The sequence below is a fragment of the Mycetohabitans sp. B2 genome (assembly GCF_021733735.1).
In the GTDB taxonomy this organism is placed as follows: domain Bacteria; phylum Pseudomonadota; class Gammaproteobacteria; order Burkholderiales; family Burkholderiaceae; genus Mycetohabitans; species Mycetohabitans rhizoxinica.
This window is the reverse complement of record NZ_JAHKSP010000049.1, coordinates 105,736-122,405: the sequence shown is the minus strand read 5'-3', so window position 1 is coordinate 122,405 and position 16,670 is coordinate 105,736. Positions and strand designations below refer to the sequence as shown.

13 protein-coding genes and 2 pseudogenes are annotated in these 16,670 nt (G+C 60.0%); 8 read left to right on the top strand and 7 right to left on the bottom strand.

Annotated elements, in window-relative coordinates; genetic code table 11:
* Positions 1–100: 100 nt before the first annotated feature.
* From KPG66_RS12790 to alr, 3 genes are all read right to left on the bottom strand, one after another.
* Entirely contained in the window at positions 101–1,480 is a 1,380-nt protein-coding gene (locus tag KPG66_RS12790; protein ID WP_237071086.1) for a hypothetical protein, read from the bottom strand.
* Positions 1,481–1,669: 189 nt separating this feature from the next.
* The gene (gene radA, locus KPG66_RS12785; protein WP_237071085.1) at positions 1,670–3,055 is read right to left on the bottom strand and encodes a DNA repair protein RadA; all 1,386 of its coding nucleotides are present in this window, start codon (positions 3,053–3,055) and stop codon (positions 1,670–1,672) included.
* Between the two features lie 15 nt (positions 3,056–3,070).
* Entirely contained in the window at positions 3,071–4,141 is a 1,071-nt protein-coding gene (alr, locus tag KPG66_RS12780; RefSeq protein ID WP_237071084.1) for an alanine racemase, read from the bottom strand.
* Between the two features lie 200 nt (positions 4,142–4,341).
* On the opposite strand from alr, the gene lplT reads away from it, so the two are divergent.
* Both lplT and thiD read left to right on the top strand, forming a co-directional pair.
* Complete coding sequence (lplT, locus tag KPG66_RS12775; RefSeq protein WP_013428671.1) at positions 4,342–5,646, top strand: lysophospholipid transporter LplT; 1,305 nt, start codon at positions 4,342–4,344, stop codon at positions 5,644–5,646.
* A gap of 67 nt (positions 5,647–5,713) precedes the next feature.
* On the top strand, positions 5,714–6,520 hold the full coding sequence (gene thiD / locus KPG66_RS12770) for a bifunctional hydroxymethylpyrimidine kinase/phosphomethylpyrimidine kinase (protein ID WP_041754760.1): 807 nt from the start codon (positions 5,714–5,716) through the stop codon (positions 6,518–6,520).
* A gap of 154 nt (positions 6,521–6,674) precedes the next feature.
* Here thiD and KPG66_RS12765 read toward each other — a convergent pair whose 3' ends face one another.
* From KPG66_RS12765 to tsaB, 4 genes and pseudogenes are all read right to left on the bottom strand, one after another.
* On the bottom strand, positions 6,675–7,862 hold the full coding sequence (locus KPG66_RS12765; RefSeq protein ID WP_232509407.1) for a DUF1853 family protein: 1,188 nt from the start codon (positions 7,860–7,862) through the stop codon (positions 6,675–6,677).
* Complete coding sequence (locus tag KPG66_RS12760; RefSeq protein WP_013428674.1) at positions 7,817–8,971, bottom strand: uracil-DNA glycosylase; 1,155 nt, start codon at positions 8,969–8,971, stop codon at positions 7,817–7,819. The genes KPG66_RS12765 and KPG66_RS12760 overlap by 46 nt, the downstream gene beginning before the upstream one ends.
* A 163-nt stretch (positions 8,972–9,134) precedes the next feature.
* Positions 9,135–9,608 (bottom strand): annotated as a pseudogene (gene rimI, locus KPG66_RS12755) (ribosomal protein S18-alanine N-acetyltransferase); the annotation flags it as partial.
* Positions 9,605–10,357, bottom strand: coding sequence for a tRNA (adenosine(37)-N6)-threonylcarbamoyltransferase complex dimerization subunit type 1 TsaB (tsaB, locus tag KPG66_RS12750; RefSeq protein WP_157864619.1), 753 nt, complete (start codon positions 10,355–10,357; stop codon positions 9,605–9,607). The gene tsaB and the pseudogene rimI, both read right to left, overlap by 4 nt.
* 124 nt (positions 10,358–10,481) lie before the next feature.
* On the opposite strand from tsaB, the gene KPG66_RS12745 reads away from it, so the two are divergent.
* The 6 genes and pseudogenes from KPG66_RS12745 (at position 10,482) to KPG66_RS12720 (ending at position 16,544) form a co-directional block, all read left to right on the top strand.
* On the top strand, positions 10,482–10,751 hold the full coding sequence (locus tag KPG66_RS12745) for an acyl-CoA-binding protein (protein ID WP_237071083.1): 270 nt from the start codon (positions 10,482–10,484) through the stop codon (positions 10,749–10,751).
* 574 nt (positions 10,752–11,325) lie between these two features.
* Entirely contained in the window at positions 11,326–12,927 is a 1,602-nt protein-coding gene (locus KPG66_RS12740; RefSeq protein WP_157864622.1) for a DEAD/DEAH box helicase, read from the top strand.
* Between the two features lie 530 nt (positions 12,928–13,457).
* Positions 13,458–13,883 (top strand): annotated as a pseudogene (locus tag KPG66_RS12735) (integrase core domain-containing protein); the annotation flags it as partial.
* Positions 13,884–14,134: 251 nt separating this feature from the next.
* On the top strand, positions 14,135–14,365 hold the full coding sequence (locus KPG66_RS12730; RefSeq protein WP_237071082.1) for a hypothetical protein: 231 nt from the start codon (positions 14,135–14,137) through the stop codon (positions 14,363–14,365).
* 245 nt (positions 14,366–14,610) lie between these two features.
* Positions 14,611–14,823 (top strand): hypothetical protein, encoded by a 213-nt coding sequence (locus tag KPG66_RS12725; protein WP_237071081.1) that lies wholly within the window; start codon positions 14,611–14,613, stop codon positions 14,821–14,823.
* A gap of 221 nt (positions 14,824–15,044) precedes the next feature.
* Positions 15,045–16,544 carry a glycerophosphodiester phosphodiesterase gene (locus tag KPG66_RS12720; protein ID WP_237071080.1) on the top strand — a complete coding sequence of 500 codons (1,500 nt, stop codon included), beginning with the start codon at positions 15,045–15,047 and terminating at the stop codon, positions 16,542–16,544.
* Positions 16,545–16,670 lie beyond the last annotated feature (126 nt).

Genomic DNA, 16,670 nt, shown 5'->3' with positions numbered 1-16,670 from the left:
ATCTCGCGGCGGTCTCAGGTTGCATGACGACTTTAATGACGAACCCCGCTGCGTTACCCGCCCCCTCCGATGGCACGACGGTATCTGTTCCGGCGTTGGTTCAACGAAGCATACTGGGTTCAGTTTCAATAAATATTATTGGCTCACTTCTGAGCCAATCTACATTGGCCTGGAATCGCGCCCGCGCCGGCTCGGAGAACTGGCTGGCCTCCATAAAGCGAGTAATCTCCTCCACTGCCATTTCCCATCTGAAATTGCTGAACTCAGATAACACCCAATCGGCCCGAAGTTGGCTCAGCAAATCCCATAAAGCGGCTTCGCCCGCACCATTCAGTAGGTTCAAACCTTGCCGCCAGACCCGCTTTATTTGTACATCGTCTAAAAACAATTGGCATTTGAGCAGTCCAAACGCTGCCGAAACACGCTGTGACATAGGCACGCGCGCTAAATGCCCCTCAAGCAACGTCAGCTCCTGCGCACGTTGTTCATCCGACAGCTCTTTAAGCCCTTCAAGCAAATACTGCAAAGCAATCCCCCACTGCTCGTCAGGCAGCGACAGCGCCCAATCACGCATCTGCGTGTATTGGGCAAACTGCTCTGCTTTTGACAAAATTTGTACGCAACTCGCTAATATGCCGACCGATGCGCCTTGATGAGAGGGCGGCAGTTGTAACGCGTGTCCGCGTAAGAGCGCATAGCGTTCAGGCACGCGTGGGTCTGTCTTATTAAAGTAAAGGAGCAAATTGGACAATACCGGGATGAGCTTCGCTTGTTCGGATATCCTTAACGACGCAAGCCGATCTAAAAGCGCCTGATAACGCTGCTCGACAAAAGGCGAATCAAACGAAAAAAAACGTAAACTGTCAGCTAGTTCCGCCCAGATATTGTCTTGTCCGGGCGCGCGTCGTTCCGCCATCGCATACGCGAAGTCGAATAGCTCATCACGCCGGCTCGGAGGAAAAATAAAAAAAGCGCGTAATAGCGCTTTTTGTATTCGCACACCGTCCTGCGGGATACGCTCCGCAGCCGCAAACACGCGCTTGAATGCCTCGACTCGCTCGGCTTTTGGCAACGCTCGCAGACGCTGACTTAGCGCATCAATAGGCTCGGCATGCTGCGCTGGATTGCTCAACGCACCGCCTATTTCGTCCAGCAGCTGGTTAACTGACGCCAAGCTGACGGCCTGGTTCGCCTGCTGCCAATAGCGGTGAACGAGTCGCCGGGTCTGCATCGCATGATATGTGCGGCGATCGACTGTGGCGAACAGCATCACGTCTTGAATGGGTACATAGTCACCGATCCGGGCAATCAGTTCGGACGGCAGGTCGTCATACGTTGTCGGTTGGGTGGGCAAGGGACGAGTCAACGGGTTGTCGGAAGGCGGTCGTGGCGGCGCTGATGCGGCAGGCAGTTGGCCAGTCTGCCCTGCACAGACGTAGCTGGCAGGATAGTTTAAAGCGGCATTCAAATCGAAGTCCATCGGCAAACTCAACAATCGATAAAAGGTCAACTCTGCGGCCAACGCGCACGCGCTTAAACGCAGACCTTAGATGCACATTCATTGCCGCACCCATCGCGCGTTCGATAAGCGCCTTGTCGAACGCCCGCATCAGATCTCGCACCTGGAGTGCGGATAGGCGGTGCGTTCAAAATTAGCCATTGCACCCGCCTACTGCTGCAGCGTCCGGACGCGGTCAATCGCCTGCTCGATGCGCTCGACGGCGATCACCTGCAAGCCGTCGATTGGCTGCTTCGGCGCATTGGCCTTCGGAATCAATGCACTCGAGAAGCCGAGCTTGGCGGCCTCCTTCAAGCGCTCCTGGCCACGCGGGCATGGCCGGATCTCACCGGCCAACCCGACTTCGCCGAATACAATCAGCCCCTTAGGCAACGGCTTGTTGCGCATCGACGAATGAATCGCGAGCAGCACGGCCAAGTCCGCGGCCGGCTCGGCGATCTTCACACCGCCCACCGCGTTCAGGAACACGTCCTGATCGAAGCACGCGACGCCGGCGTGCCGGTGCAGCACCGCGAGCAGCATTGCTAAGCGGTTCTGCTCGAGGCCGACCGCGAGTCGGCGCGGATTAGGCACCTGCGCGGTATCGACGAGCGCCTGCACTTCGACGAGCAACGGCCGCGACCCCTCCTGCGTCACCAGCACGCACGAGCCGGGCACCGTGTGCTCATGCTGCGACAAAAACAGTGCCGATGGATTAGCCACGCCACGCAACCCGCGCTCGGTCATCGCGAAAACGCCGAGTTCGTTGACTGCGCCGAAGCGGTTCTTGAACGCCCGCACGAGCCGAAACGACGAATGCGTGTCGCCTTCGAAGTACAGCACCGTGTCGACGATGTGCTCGAGCACCCGAGGCCCAGCGAGCGCGCCCTCCTTCGTCACGTGGCCGACCATGATGATCGTCACGCCAGATTGCTTGGCAATCCGCGTCAGTTGCGCCGCGCACTCACGCACTTGCGCAACGGAGCCGGGCGCTGAACTGAGCGCATCCGAGTAGATGGTCTGAATCGAATCGATGACGGCAATGTTCGGCTTGACGACGTCAATCGTGGCTTGTAGCTTCTCGAGTTGGATCTCTGCCAATAGTTGTAACTCGCCGGCCCGGCTGGCGTGCGCGTCGAGCAAGCCGAGCCGCTGTGCGCGCAACGCGATCTGCGCGCCAGACTCCTCGCCGCTGATATACAGCGCACGCCGCTCGCGTGCGATCTCGGCGAGCGCTTGCAGCAGCAACGTCGACTTGCCGATGCCGGGGTCGCCGCCGATCAGCACAACGCCACCCGCGACCAGGCCACCGCCAAGCACACGATCGAACTCACCGATGCCCGTCGAGTAGCGCGGCACGTCCGACGCCTCAATCTCGGCGAGCTTGCGCACTGGCTGGCTCTTAGCAAGTGCCTGGTAACGACGGTTCGGCGCAGCGGTCGACTCGACCGACTCGACCAGGGTGTTCCAGTGATGGCACGATGGGCACTGGCCTTGCCACTTCGGCGACTGCGCGCCGCAGTCATTGCAGACGTAAACGGTCTTTGTTTTTGTCACGCAACCTGCTCCCCGTTATTCTGCGCGCACTGACACGCGCTGCGCGACTGCGCACATCAATTCATAGCCAACCGTGCCGCACGCTGCCGCGACATCGTCAATCGGCACGTCGGCCCCCCACAGTTGCACCGGGCTGCCGATAACCGCGTTCGGGCACGAAGATAGATCCACGGTCAACATGTCCATCGACACTCGACCGACGACCCGTGTGCGCACACCACCCACCTGGACTGGCGTGCCCTCGGGCGCGCAACGAGGGTAGCCATCCGCGTAACCGCACGCCACGACGCCAATACGCATGCGCTGGCGCGCCTTGAAAGCCGAGCCGTAGCCAACGCTGTCCCCCGGCTCGACCGTCTGCACCGCGATCAGTTCCGAGCTGAGCGTCATCGCCGGCTGCAAGCCGAGGCCCTCGATCGCGGCCGAGACGCCTGACGGCGACGCGCCATACAATATGATGCCAGGACGCACCCAGTCGAAATGCGCATATGGATGCCATAACGTCGCAGCCGAGTTTGCCAGGCTGCGCGAGCCAGCAATGCCCTCAGCGCCATGCTCGAACACTTCTAATTGGTGTCGGATTCCCATTTCGCCATCGGCATCCGAAAAATGGGTCATCAGCGTAATCTGGCCGACGCTGGGGCACGCGCGCGCGCGTTCCCATGCGGCGCGATACTTGCCGGCCACATAGCCAAGCCGGTTCATGCCGCTGTTCATCTTCAACTGGATGTTGACCGGCTTGGACAGACGCGCCATTTCCAGCATCCGCAACTGTTCGTCGCAATGCACGGTGGTCGTTAGGCTGTAGCGGTCGATCACGTCGATGTCGGTCGGACGAAAAAAACCCTCTAGCAGCAAAATGGGCCCTGCCCAGCCCAATTCACGCAACTTGACCGCTTCTTCAAGGTCAAGCAACCCGAAGCCGTCGGTCGAACGCAGGCCGGGGAACACGCGCGCCAAGCCATGCCCGTAGGCATTGGCCTTGACAACGGCCCAAAGTTTGGACTTCGAGGCATGGCGGCGGGCAACGGCGAGATTGTTGGCAAGCGCTGCGGTATGAATCGTGGCAAGGAGCGGGCGAGGCATAGATTGGGTGATTTAATGTCGCTGCGAATCAACGATTTAAGTGCACGATCGCCGACGCGATCCGCATCGCTGAGGCGAACGCTAGTCTGAACCTGCGTATTTTCGTGTTATAAAGCCGTGCACACAACCCATTTCGAGCGGCTCATGCTACGGGTTAGCCCGACAGCGGCTGCCGACAGAGGAATCAAGCTCAGCATCAGATGAAGAAAGGTTTTTACACCATCATGGCGGCGCAGTTCTTTTCTTCGCTCGCCGACAGTGCGCTTCTGATCGCTGCCATAGCCCTCCTGAAAGACCTTCACGCGCCGAATTGGATGACGCCGCTGCTGAAGCTGTTCTTCGTGCTGTCTTACGTTGTACTTGCCGCCTTTGTTGGCGCATTTGCAGACTCGCAGCCGAAAGGCCGCGTCATGTTCGTCACCAATACGATCAAGATGGTAGGCTGCGTGACGATGTTGACTGACGCGCATCCGCTGCTGGCCTATGGCATCGTCGGTTTCGGCGCGGCCGCGTACTCGCCGGCTAAGTACGGTATCTTGACCGAGTTACTGCCGCCAGAGCGCTTGGTCGTCGCCAACGGCTGGATCGAGGGGACGACCGTCGCGTCGATCATCCTGGGCACCGTGATGGGTGGCGCGCTAATTAGTCCGCACATCGCGCAGCCGTTACTGCGGCACTTGTCGTTCGCCCACACCGCAGCAGAATCGGCGATTGTGGTCATCATGTCCGTGTACGCACTTGCTGCGGTGTTTAATTTGTGGATACCGGACACCGGCGCACGCTATCCAAAACAGCAACACCGGCCAATCCGGCTAATCCGTGACTTTGCCGAGTGCTTCGGTGCGCTGTGGCGCGACAAGCTGGGCCAGATCTCGCTGGCGGTCACCACGTTATTCTGGGGCGCCGGCGCTACGTTGCAGTTCATCGTGCTCAAATGGGCCGAGGTATCGCTCGGCATGACGCTCTCCGAAAGTGCCGTGCTGCAGGCCGTGGTCGCGGTCGGCGTGGCCGGCGGCGCGATGCTCGCGGCCACGCGCGTGCCGCTCAAGCGCTCGCTGACGGTGCTGCCCGTCGGCATCGTGATGGGCCTGTTGGTCATGACGATGTCACTCTATACCCGGGAGCTATTTCCATCCGACTGGGCATGGCACATTGGCCACATCCGGGTGCCCGCCTACCTAATATGCGCGTATGCTTTCCTCATAGTGGTCGGCGGCCTGTCGGGCTTTTTCGTCGTTCCGATGAATGCGCTGCTGCAGCACCGTGGGCATGTGCTACTGTCCGCCGGCCATTCAATCGCGGTGCAGAACTTCAATGAGAATCTGTCGGTGCTCGTAATGCTGTGCCTGTACGCTGTGCTTGTCTGGTTCAACGTGCCGATCCAGCTGGTCATCGTGCTGTTCGGCACCTTTGTGTGCCTGACCATGTGGTGCGTGATGCGCCGGCACGCAGCGAATCAGCGCGCATTCGATTCAGTCGCGTTGATCGGCGAGCAACGGCATTGACGCGTGCGGCGATGGCCGCGGCGCGACTTAAATGACTGTTTGAGTGGTTTTTCGTGCGCTTTTTGCCATGGAGCATAAGATTCCGAACGTGCTGACGATTGCCGGGTCCGATCCAAGCGGCGGCGCCGGCATCCAAGCTGACCTCAAGACTTTTTCCGCGCTAGGCGCATACGGCGCCGCGGCGATTACCGCATTGACCGTGCAAAACACGCGGGGCGTCACCGCGGTTCATCCGGTGTCGGCCGACGTCGTCGCTGCGCAACTGGACGCGGTATTGAGCGATCTGCGCATCGACGCGGTCAAGATCGGCATGCTGGCGAACGCGGCGATCGTTCGCGCGGTGGCCACCGCACTAGAGCGGTACCGACCCGCGCACGTGGTGCTCGATACCGTGATGCTGTCGTCCAGCGGCTGTCCGTTGCTCGAGCCCGATGCACTTGGCGCGCTGCGCGAGCGATTGCTGCCACTGGCCAGCATCATCACGCCGAACCTGCATGAAGCGGCGGCGCTGCTCGACCAACCCGTCGCCACCGACGAAGCGCAGATGGCGCGCCAAGGCGATGCGCTACACGCGCTGGGCGCCCGCGCGGTGCTGATCAAGGGCGGTCACTTGCCAGGCGAATTCAGTCCAGACTGGTTGATCGAGGCAAACCACCATACCCGCCTGGCGGGCGCTCGCGTGAACGTGACCGGCACGCACGGCACCGGCTGCACCTTGTCCGCTGCGATTGCCGCGCTACGCCCGCAGCGACTGGACTTGGCCAACGCCGTCAGCGATGCAAAGACCTATCTGACCCAGGCATTGATCCAAAGCACGCGGCTTTCGGTCGGGCAGGGCACCGGACCACTGCATCACTGTCACGCATGGTGGTAACCGTTTTCAGGCAGCATCAGGCGTAGCGACCCGCGCGCGGCACGCTTTGCGCCGCGGGCGATACCGGCGCGTCCGGAACGCCATACGGGGGCGTCGTAGAAGGACATCGCACAGGGACGTCGCGCAGGGCTGCCGCGTGGAGACAGTCGCGATGTCACGAAATCGTCGTGTATGCGGCCGCGCGTTTGGGCCAATCATCCGGCACGATGAATCCGCGCGCCAATTCACACAATTCGTCAGCCGGGTTGCCGACGCCCTGGCTCACGCGCACATTGTCCAGCGCTGCCACCATTAATGGCTGATCAGGCCGATCGCGCCAGTAGTCGATGCAGCGCACCAGCACAGCGGTCGAGTCACGATACACGCGCGGGTCGTCGGCGGACAGCCGCAGCGGCGCCATCCAGCCCAAGCGGGGCACGATCGTCCAGGCAGGCGCATCGAATACGGGCCACTGCGCGGCGCATGCCCACCAGCCCCGTAAGTGATCCGGCGCGATGGGTCCCGGCGCGACATTGCCGCGCGGCGTGTGGTTCACGCTGACATGGTCCGAATCGCTGACGTCGCTCAGATCCCAGCGACGGAACAGCCAGCCACGCACGATCATGGCCGCCTGCCAATGGCCATCGGCGGCCAACGCCGCGATTTGTGGATGCTGGCTCAGCGTCAGCTGGTGGGTCAGCAGCCGGGTCAGCTTACGATCAAAGCGATCGGCCAAATTCGGCCCCACATAGCGTGCCAGCGAACCGGGCGGACCACCCGCGTCGAGATAGCACTTGACCGTCAGCTCCCAATGCCATGCCCTTGCGCCGTCATCCTCGAACAGAAAGTCGCATTCCCCCAGTGTGTGGCCATCGACCCGCACGGGCCGGTTCGCGGCGATCAACCGCGTGGCAGGGCCATGTTGCAGGAAGAAGCCGAGCAACTGCTCCGCATATAAGCCGAGACGCGACTGCGGCCGGGCATCCAAAGCCACATGCAACGCACGCGGATCGGCGTCGAGCCGCGTCAACCATGCGAGCGTTTGCTGGCGCTGCTGCGACTGCGCCAGCATGTGTGCTAACCGCGGGCCGAAATATCGTGCGTCAAGCAACGAGGGCGACAGCAGCAGCCACGCCAGATCACGCACCGCAACGTCACGATACGCATGTAGCAGATCAACGCAGGGCCTGCTGGCATGCGCAGGCATCCGGTGATCCGCGTGCGCTCGCGCGGCAGCCGCAAATGCAGCCGAGCCCTCCGGCTGCCGCGTGCCGCCGCCCTCGTCGGCAGCCGCGCCGGCGTCGCGATCATGGCGGCTCAATGCGCAACGGTGCGCTTGCGATGAATCGCGCGAGCCAGACATAGGTCGCTCCAAGCCTTGTGCTTGTCGTGCAGGCTGCGTAACAGATACGCCGGGTGATACGTGACGATCACTGGCACGCCTTCATACTCGTGCACACGTCCCCGCAACGAAGCAATGCTCGCATCAGTCTTCAGCAAGCTCTGCGCGGCGAACCGTCCGAGCGCAACGATCACGTTCGGCTTGACCAGCGCCACTTGCCGTTTCAGATAGGGTTCGCAGCGCATCACTTCGTCCGGCTGCGGATTGCGATTGCCCGGCGGCCGGCATTTCAGCACGTTCGCGATATAGACGTTATCGCCGCGCCGCATCTGCAATGCACGCAACATGTTGTCCAACAGCTTGCCGGCCTGGCCGACGAACGGCTCGCCTTGCTTGTCCTCGTTCTCGCCTGGTGCCTCGCCGACCAGCATCCAGTCGGCCGTCTCGTCGCCGACGCCGAACACCGTGTTCGTGCGTCGTTCGCACAGCCGGCACAGCGTACAGCCCGCGACGCGCGCCTTCAATGCTTCCCAGTCCAACATCGGCACCGGTTGCGCGTCTGCCGCGACCCCGAGCGCCGGTGCGGCAGCTTCACCCTGTCCACCCATTGGCTCGGCCTGCAACGAGCGAGCATCGCCCAGTCCAGTCGGTACGGTCTCGGCCGGACTGACCGGCGCGGCCAACGCCCGCCGCGCATTCGGCACTTCTACCACCGCCCCGTCTCCCTCAGGCGCCTCGACTCGTTCAGCCGCCTTAACCCCTTCGACCACCTTGACTCCTTCGAGCGCCTTGACTCCCTCAGCCGCCTTGACTCCGTCACCCGCTGGCCCGGTTGCGGCGCCCTGCGCCTCGGTCGCTTCAACTCGTGACCGCGCGGCCTCAACCGGCGTGTGGCTTGCTTGAGCGGACGCATGCGCTGCCCTCTCTTGCGCGTCGCAAGCTTGCACAGTCACCTGCGTTGCTTGGAGCGCCTGCGACGGCAGCACGATGCCGGCCTCGCGCATGACGTCCCGAGCCGGGGACAGCCCATCGCCCTCGGCGTCACCAAGACGATGAGCATGACCCGCGCCGCGGCGGACCCACAACGGCGCAATGCCAAGTTCTTCCAGAATCGCGTCAAGCTGCGTCATCGGCCTGCTCCCGTTCCGCTTCCAGCGGGGCGCCCACGCGCCGCGCGCCGGGCATCGGCTGTTCGTGTGATGATGGCGCGCCCTGTGGCGAGGCGGCCTGCTGCGGGGCATGCCGCCCCTGTGCGTCGGCGTGTCTCGCAGCAGCGGCTGGTGCGACCGACACCTCGGCGTGCAAGCCGTAACGCATCACGATTGCATCCTCGCGCGTACGGTGCCGCGCGGGGTAGTAATTATTGCGCCGGCCGATCACGATGAAACCAAAGCGCTCGTACAGCCGCATGGCACGCTGATTGGACGGACGCACCTCGAGCAGCACGCTGCCGAGCTGGCGCGCACGCGTGATGCGCACCGCTTCGCGTAGCAACGCCAAGCCAGCGCCGTGGCCTTGCGCGGCGGGCGCCACGCACAAGTTCAATAAGTGCATCTCGTCCACAACCGGCATCAGTATGCAATAGCCGACCAACACGCCGGTGACGTGCCTCAGGCAGACGCCGAAATAACCATTGCGCAACGAGTCCTCGAAATTGCCTCGCGTCCAGGGAAACTCGTACGCGTCGCGCTCGACCGCTGCGACCTCATCGAGATCGCTTTCGGTCATTGGCGTCAGATAGCGCTCGGTCATCAATACGCCGCTCATCGGGCCTCCTTCGCCGGATCTTTCAACGCACGGGCCGCCGCGCGCTCGTCGGTGGTTTGCGCGACCTTGTCGCGCACGTACTCGGGCATGGCCAGGTGCGCAGGCAACGCGCGGCCCGCCATGAACGCACGCCAGCCGGCCAGCGCCAGCGCGTGGGCATGCGGCATCGCGCCCGGGTCAATCACGCGCGCCTGCGTCGCGGCACACAGCGCATCGCCGAACACGGAGGATGCATTGCCAGCTAGCGTAAACGGCTCGTCCGGCACCGGCACGCGGGCGGGCACAGCGAGCGCGGCGGGATGGCACACCCGCCAGTCGGCGAGCGTGTCGTCCCACGCAAAGTCCGCCCAATAGACCTCGCCCATCCGCGCGTCGAGCGCCACGAGCACGCGTCGTGCATCCGGATCCGATGCGCGCGCGCGTTCCGCGCAGGCGAGCAACGTGCCGACCGGCACCACCGGCACACCGAGCCCAAACGCCAGACCCTGCGCCACGCCGGCCGCCGTGCGCAAGCCGGTGAACGAACCGGGTCCCGCGCCAAACGCCACGGCGGCACAATCGGCCAGCGTGAGTGTCGCTTCCTCCAGCACTTCGCGTACCGCAGGCAGCACGCGTGCGCTGGAAGCTGGGCCAGTGTGCTCATGGCGGCTGACCACGCGCGGCGAGCCGGCGGCATGTGGCAGGTGGAACACTGCGACCGAGCAGAATTCGGTCGACGTATCGAGGGCAAGCAAGGCATGAGGCGTCATGACCGCTATTGTAATGCCCGCCCACATCAACTCTGCTGTTTGGAGGACTTGCTCCAACGCATAACGACACGTTCCGACTACACTTAGCAGTTCAGGATGGATGGACAGGATCGAGGAGGTCACGATGCGTGAGATCGATGCGCGGTTCGCACAAGCACAGGACGAAGTTAAGCAATTGTCGGAGCGCCCCAGCAACCTAACGTTGCTGCGCTTGTACGCGCTATTCAAGCAAGCCACCAAAGGCGACGTGCACGGTGACAAGCCTGGCTTAGCCGATATCGTCGGCAAGTACAAGTACGATGCCTGGGCCGCGCTGAAAGGCACGTCGCAGGACACCGCCAAGCACCAATACGCCGAGTTGGTCGAATCGTTAAAGAACGGCACCGCGTCGTGATGCCGCGCGCCCGCGCCGGCGGGCACAGCGAGATCTTACTCGCAGCAGGTGGCACAGCGCAGCAAATTCAGATAGAATCAATACTTCGCGCGCGCCGGCGAACTGTATTATTTGGCCTGGTCGCGCGTTTTTACAGCGTTGTGCTCCAATCCCCGTTTAGAAACTGTCCCCTCCCACCTTTGCCCACTTTTGGGTGCGGTTGTAGACCGAGCAAGGTTCGCGTTTCCGCGTTGGGCGGTTCGCACCGTTACAGGTTCTAACATCGGCTCGCATTTCACGAGCCATGCCCGTTTTTCGATCTGATGAACAAATATCGTTCATCGCATCCGACGATCGTGGCTGCCGATTGGCGCCTCTCGCATTTTTCCGGACCGGTTCGCGCCGCAGGCGCGAAACTCATAGGATCGTCATGACCTCGAATTCCCCCTCGTCACTCGGCGCGCTGGCGCGTGAACTTTTCGGCAACGATGCCCCCGTGTCGCACGGCGACGCACCGGCGGTGCCCACGCCGGCTGCTGAAGCCGCCCCTGCCACGACGGTGCACGCAGTAGCCGCCACGCCTGCACCCGATGCGATGGCCACGTCGATAGCCGCACAGCCCGGCTCCACAGCAAGCGCGGCCGTTGACGCTGCACAGCCCGCCGACACGGCGAACAGCGACACCCCTCACGGCGACGGCTTTATCGCGCTCGGCCTATCGCCAGAGATCGTCTCCGCGCTGACTGCTGCCGGCTATCAGGCGCCGACGCCGGTCCAGCAGCGCGCGATACCGGCTGCACTCGCCGGCCGCGATCTGCTGGTCTCGAGCCCGACCGGCTCGGGCAAGACCGCGGCATTCATGCTGCCCGCGATCGAGCGCTTCGCGCAGATGCAAAAAGCCGGCACGCTTGGCCAGCGCGCGAACCAGCCCGTACATCAGGCACAGCGCGGTGACCGGGGCGAGCGCCGTCATCGCCGCGAGCAGCCTGTCGCCAGACCGGCGTTGCTGGTACTGACACCGACACGCGAACTCGCAATGCAAGTGACCACCGCGGCGACCACCTATGGCAAGCACCTGCGGCGGCTGCGCACAGTCAGCATTCTGGGCGGGGTCGCCTATGGCCAGCAATTGATGCTGCTGGCGAAGAACCCCGAAATCCTGGTGGCCACCCCCGGCCGGCTGATCGATCATCTCGAGCGCGGCCGCATCGACCTGTCTCAGTTGCAGATGCTGGTGCTCGACGAAGCCGACCGGATGCTCGACATGGGGTTCATCGAAGACATCGAAGCCATCATCGACCGCACCCCGGCCACACGGCAAACGCTGCTGTTCTCGGCAACGCTCGACGGCAAAGTGGGATCGTTGGCGCAGCGCTTTCTCAGCGACGCCGAACGGATCGAAATTCGTCGTGAGCCAGAGTCGCGCGCGAACATTGCGCAGTCCGTCCACTACGTCGACGACCGCGCCCATAAGGATCGGCTGCTGACGCATCTACTGGCTGACGGCGCGCTTGATCAGGCGATTGTGTTCACTGCGACAAAGAACGACGCGGACGTGATCGCCGCCAGGCTGGCCGAAGACGGCTTCGCCTCCGCCGCGTTGCATGGCGATCTGCCGCAAGGCGCGCGCAACCGGACAATCCGCGCTTTGCGTGAACGACGCGTGCGCGTGTTGGTCGCGACCGATGTCGCCGCGCGTGGCATCGACATACCCGGCATCACGCATGTGTTCAACTACGATTTGCCCAAATTCGCGGAAGACTACGTGCACCGGATCGGCCGGACTGGACGTGCGGGGCGCAGCGGCATCGCCGTCAGCCTCGTGCACCATGCTGAAGTCGGCACCCTAAAGCGAATCGAGCGATTCGTGCGTACACCGCTGCCTGTTAACGTGATCGCCGGATTCGAGCCCAAGCGGGCACCGTCCACGCGTGCACCGGCACGTCGCGGCGCGCCGCCGCGTGGCAACGGGCGGGGTGCCGGCGGTTATCAAGGACGAGGAACGGGCAACGGCTACGGCAACGCGCGGCACGGCGCTGGCAGTAGCCGCGAAGGCGGCGGCCGCGATGCCGGCTATCGCGGCGGATTCAGTGATGCCCGCGCCAGCAATGACCGTGGCCGGGGCGGTTTTGCGGATTCACGCGGGCCGGCGCGCCGGCGGGATGACGATCGCCGTACGTCACGCTACGACGACTAACCGTTCTGGCGCGAGCGGGCCAGCGATGGCCCGACGTTCCGAGACGATGGCGCCCTTTGCGGCGCCATTTTTTTGTGTGCGCCCAGCAGGGCGCACTCACTATAGGAGGTGAAAGTCCTCTACACGCCCGGCAAGGGGAAGTGTTAGCCAGAGGCAAGGATGTCGCGGGCGACTGCGAATCTGGAGGAAGCCCGAGGCAAAGCGCTGGCCTGACGAACAGGAAGCGGATACGAGGCGCCGAGTTGGGGTGAGGCAGCATGAAAGGTCAAAGCCCGAAACTTGCACGGAACGATGCGGCGTATATCCGACAGGCATAAGCGTGAAGGTGGGTGCGCAATACCCGGGGAGATCTGCACGGCTGCCAAAGTGCTACTGACGTCGAGAGGCGTTGGGATGGCTGTGCAGAAGTCAGCAGAGGCCATAATAGGTGCGGTACGACCGAAGGGCCGAACATGAATGACCGCGACTAGGACGGTAGAGACTCGATGCGAGCCGAAGAAGCACAAGCCCGTGGGAAGGGGGCCATGACGCAGGTAGGCGCCACGCTACGTGGTGAGGACGTTGTGGCGGCGCTAGATCGCATTGCTGTGAGCCGGCCGTTACCGCGCTTCATCAAGGCAGACAATGGCAGCGAATTCATCTCCAAGGTGCTCGACAAGTGGGCGTATGAGAGGGGCGTTGAGATTGACTTCTCTCGTCCTGGCAAGCCAACCGATAACGCCAAGAACGAGTCGTTTAACGGGCGCTTGCGTGAGGAATGCCTAAACGAGCATGGGTTCTTGTCGCTCGAGGATGCCAAGCGCAAAATCGAGGCCTGGCGCCAGTACTATAATGAGGCGCGTCCCCACTGGGCACTGCAGTGGATGACGCCTGCCGAGTTCGCCTGCCAGTGCAGGCCCCGGGCCGATTCGGCCCACCCCGAAGAGCCGGAAATTTCCACTTTAGAACGGCACTGATTTGGGGGTAGCCTCAGGCGACACTGCGCCATACAATCGGGCCGCGCAGATCTTCGGACAGATGTCGACATCGGACACGTTCATCGACTTCCTGACGCTGCCGCTGTACGAGGCGATCTGACGATCGAATTATTGCGCGATCCGTAATGCCGAACCAATCGTAACCGGTTCGACGCAGTTCTGCAGAGCGATCCCGATTACGCTGGTTACCGGATCTTTCCGGAGATCGCGACGCACGTAGCGCCACAAGCGTGATCACGTCGGTCTTGCCGTCACGCGGCGCATTCGGGCGGCTGTGCCGACGCACGCATGCCGCGCCCGACCTGCTCGGCTACGGCCGGTACCAGGACGTGGCATTCGATGCGATATTGCTCGACGGGCAAGTGGAGCACCAACGTACATTCGTTCACACGCAATGGCCGGCCTGGCACGAAATGCTGCTTGTTGCCCTTGCCGATGCCTCAAGCAACCTACTCGTTTAGACGTAGCGCTCTTTGTACTTCATCGACGATTGGAACATACGTCCCTTCATCTTGGCCTTCTTCTGCTCGCTCGCTGGTGATCACTCGCCATAATTTGCTGACCCGGCACGCTTATCACCAATGCATTAGCCGCCAAAAATTTAACCATTTCTGCTCTCCTCCGTGGTTTTTCACGTGCTTTCAGCTAACTTGTTGCGCAGCATCGCTTCTCGTTGCGCTTGTTTCACTCATTACCGAGCTTGCCGATGGACTTCAATCTGAATGCCGCATCCAACAGCGCTCAAGTAGCCTTATATGCAATGGAAAGCCGGCAAGCCGGTAGCTTTGCCCTAGGCTGCCCCGACTCATTCTTTAACCCTAACAATGCCAGCGAGCACGAGCATCACAATGCTGCGAAACCCAACGACAGGCTCATCGATCGACGCGACGAATGGCTTAATAACGGACCGTTTTGTTAGCGAAGACCATGGCTGCGATACGCAAGTACTGTATAGTGAAGAAAGCCGAAATACAGTCTGCCGAACAAGCCACCGACAAGTGCGTAAAGCGACTTGGCACAGCCAACGTTGTGTTACATAATCCGAACCGTTGTAGGAAATGAGGATTAGTCAGTACGCTGAACACTTTACATTAAAACTTCCTGACGTCAAAAATCCAGAAAAATTTACAATTTTAATATATGAAAGATTTTAAAAAAAGAACATTTAGAAAAATCGACCGATCCTTACATCTTTTAGATAAAGCAGACATCGAAACTATCGATGACATCGTGGCAACAGTTGTATTTGGATTAAATAATAAATTTGACCCTGACTGGAAAGAAGAAACGGTTCCCGAAGGCTTATCTTCGAGCGTGATTGAGATAGTAGAAAAAGCCATCACTCAGGCACAAAAGAATAAAAATACTACGGCTCGTGAAGCAAATGCCTATTATGGACTTAGCCCGCTGGTTTCATCACTCAAAGGAGCAGAAGAAGGCCAAGATGAAGGGACGTATGTTCCAATCGTCGATGAAGTACAAAGAGCGCTACGTCTAAAAATGGCGCAGCGTAGTGACGGCATTAGTATTATTGCACATCGGGGACACGGCCCCACCAACCGAACGCGTGGCGGCCTAATTAAGCTTACTGATAAGCGACGTACCGATAGGCCCGCGGAAAATTCAGTAAGTGCATTTCAGGCAGCATTTAATGCTGCCGGCACAGAATTGCAACCCGGACTCGACGGCGTTGAATGTGATGTTTTTTTATCAAAAGATAACGTACCAATTCTGAGCCACGAAGGCAAAATAAAAGAACAACTTTCAGATAGCGCATCACACCCATATATCGACGAAGAAAAGTCGATTGATCATTTAAATGCAGAAGAATTGTATAAAATACGTCGGAACGGAGAAGGAAGCAATTTTATTTCACTTGAACATCTTCTCAACCTATCCAAACAAAAAGCTCAAAATTATTTTAAAGAAACAAATAATCCGTTTCGCATAGAAATTGAGATGAAGGGAAAACCATCAGACGAGAAAAACAAAGACGAATACTCAAAAAATCTCACAAGCAGCGTTGCAAAAACCATTAATCGATTTTTAAAGAGGCAAACCAATCCATGGTGTTGGGAATTTATCCTCTTCAACGGCGAAACGAAAGATATAGAAAATTACAACAACCTTAGATTCACAAAAACTCACTTGGGCGGACTTTACACAGGCATTAACTACAAAAAACACACATTTGACAAAATTCGCCCAGATGAATTGCGCATGACGTTAAGCAATCAAAATATAAAAAATTTTAATAATAGCAAATTAGGTGAGTATGAATATATTATAACCCTTGTGCCGGGCGCTGAGAGACCATACGAGGAATACAAGTCTGAGCTGGGCGAACTTGACTTCCCCAACCCAAAAAGCGAATATGCGCAATCTGTTAACAAAGACATGCTTAATAAAAACGGAAAAGAATATAATAATATTATTAAATTTCTTGATTCCATCAAGGACAGGATGAAAACCAACCAATCCGGGCCCTCCCATCATTTACTAACTGATATTCCAAAAAACGCTGAGCATTATAAACTGTATATTCAAGGCAAAATTTCCAGCATGAACCAGCCGACTTCGCTAAATTCAGGGAAGGAGCAGCCTGCATTGGGAGCCAAGCACAAGGGCGAAAAGCGATAAGCGGATGTAATCCCATGCAGAGAAAAATAGCCCGGCTTGGCTATCTGGTCTGCCCCGACAAACATAACCAGCCGGAGTTTAGTAAACTACTTTTGGAAGAAGGCAAACATAACGCAGAATGACGCG

What these genes read in the sequence shown, in the direction of transcription:
- KPG66_RS12725 (WP_237071081.1), top strand. Translation starts at nt 14,611, where the DNA reads ATGGACTTCAATCTGAATGCCGCATCCAACAGCGCTCAAGTAGCCTTA.
- KPG66_RS12765 (WP_232509407.1), bottom strand. Translation starts at nt 7,862, where the DNA reads ATGTCTGGCTCGCGCGATTCATCGCAAGCGCACCGTTGCGCATTGAGC.
- KPG66_RS12720 (WP_237071080.1), top strand. Translation starts at nt 15,045, where the DNA reads ATGAAAGATTTTAAAAAAAGAACATTTAGAAAAATCGACCGATCCTTA.
- KPG66_RS12740 (WP_157864622.1), top strand. Translation starts at nt 11,326, where the DNA reads ATGGCCACGTCGATAGCCGCACAGCCCGGCTCCACAGCAAGCGCGGCC.
- KPG66_RS12745 (WP_237071083.1), top strand. Translation starts at nt 10,482, where the DNA reads ATGCGTGAGATCGATGCGCGGTTCGCACAAGCACAGGACGAAGTTAAG.
- thiD (WP_041754760.1), top strand. Translation starts at nt 5,714, where the DNA reads ATGGAGCATAAGATTCCGAACGTGCTGACGATTGCCGGGTCCGATCCA.
- tsaB (WP_157864619.1), bottom strand. Translation starts at nt 10,357, where the DNA reads ATGACGCCTCATGCCTTGCTTGCCCTCGATACGTCGACCGAATTCTGC.
- lplT (WP_013428671.1), top strand. Translation starts at nt 4,342, where the DNA reads ATGAAGAAAGGTTTTTACACCATCATGGCGGCGCAGTTCTTTTCTTCG.
- alr (WP_237071084.1), bottom strand. Translation starts at nt 4,141, where the DNA reads ATGCCTCGCCCGCTCCTTGCCACGATTCATACCGCAGCGCTTGCCAAC.
- KPG66_RS12760 (WP_013428674.1), bottom strand. Translation starts at nt 8,971, where the DNA reads ATGACGCAGCTTGACGCGATTCTGGAAGAACTTGGCATTGCGCCGTTG.
- KPG66_RS12790 (WP_237071086.1), bottom strand. Translation starts at nt 1,480, where the DNA reads ATGGACTTCGATTTGAATGCCGCTTTAAACTATCCTGCCAGCTACGTC.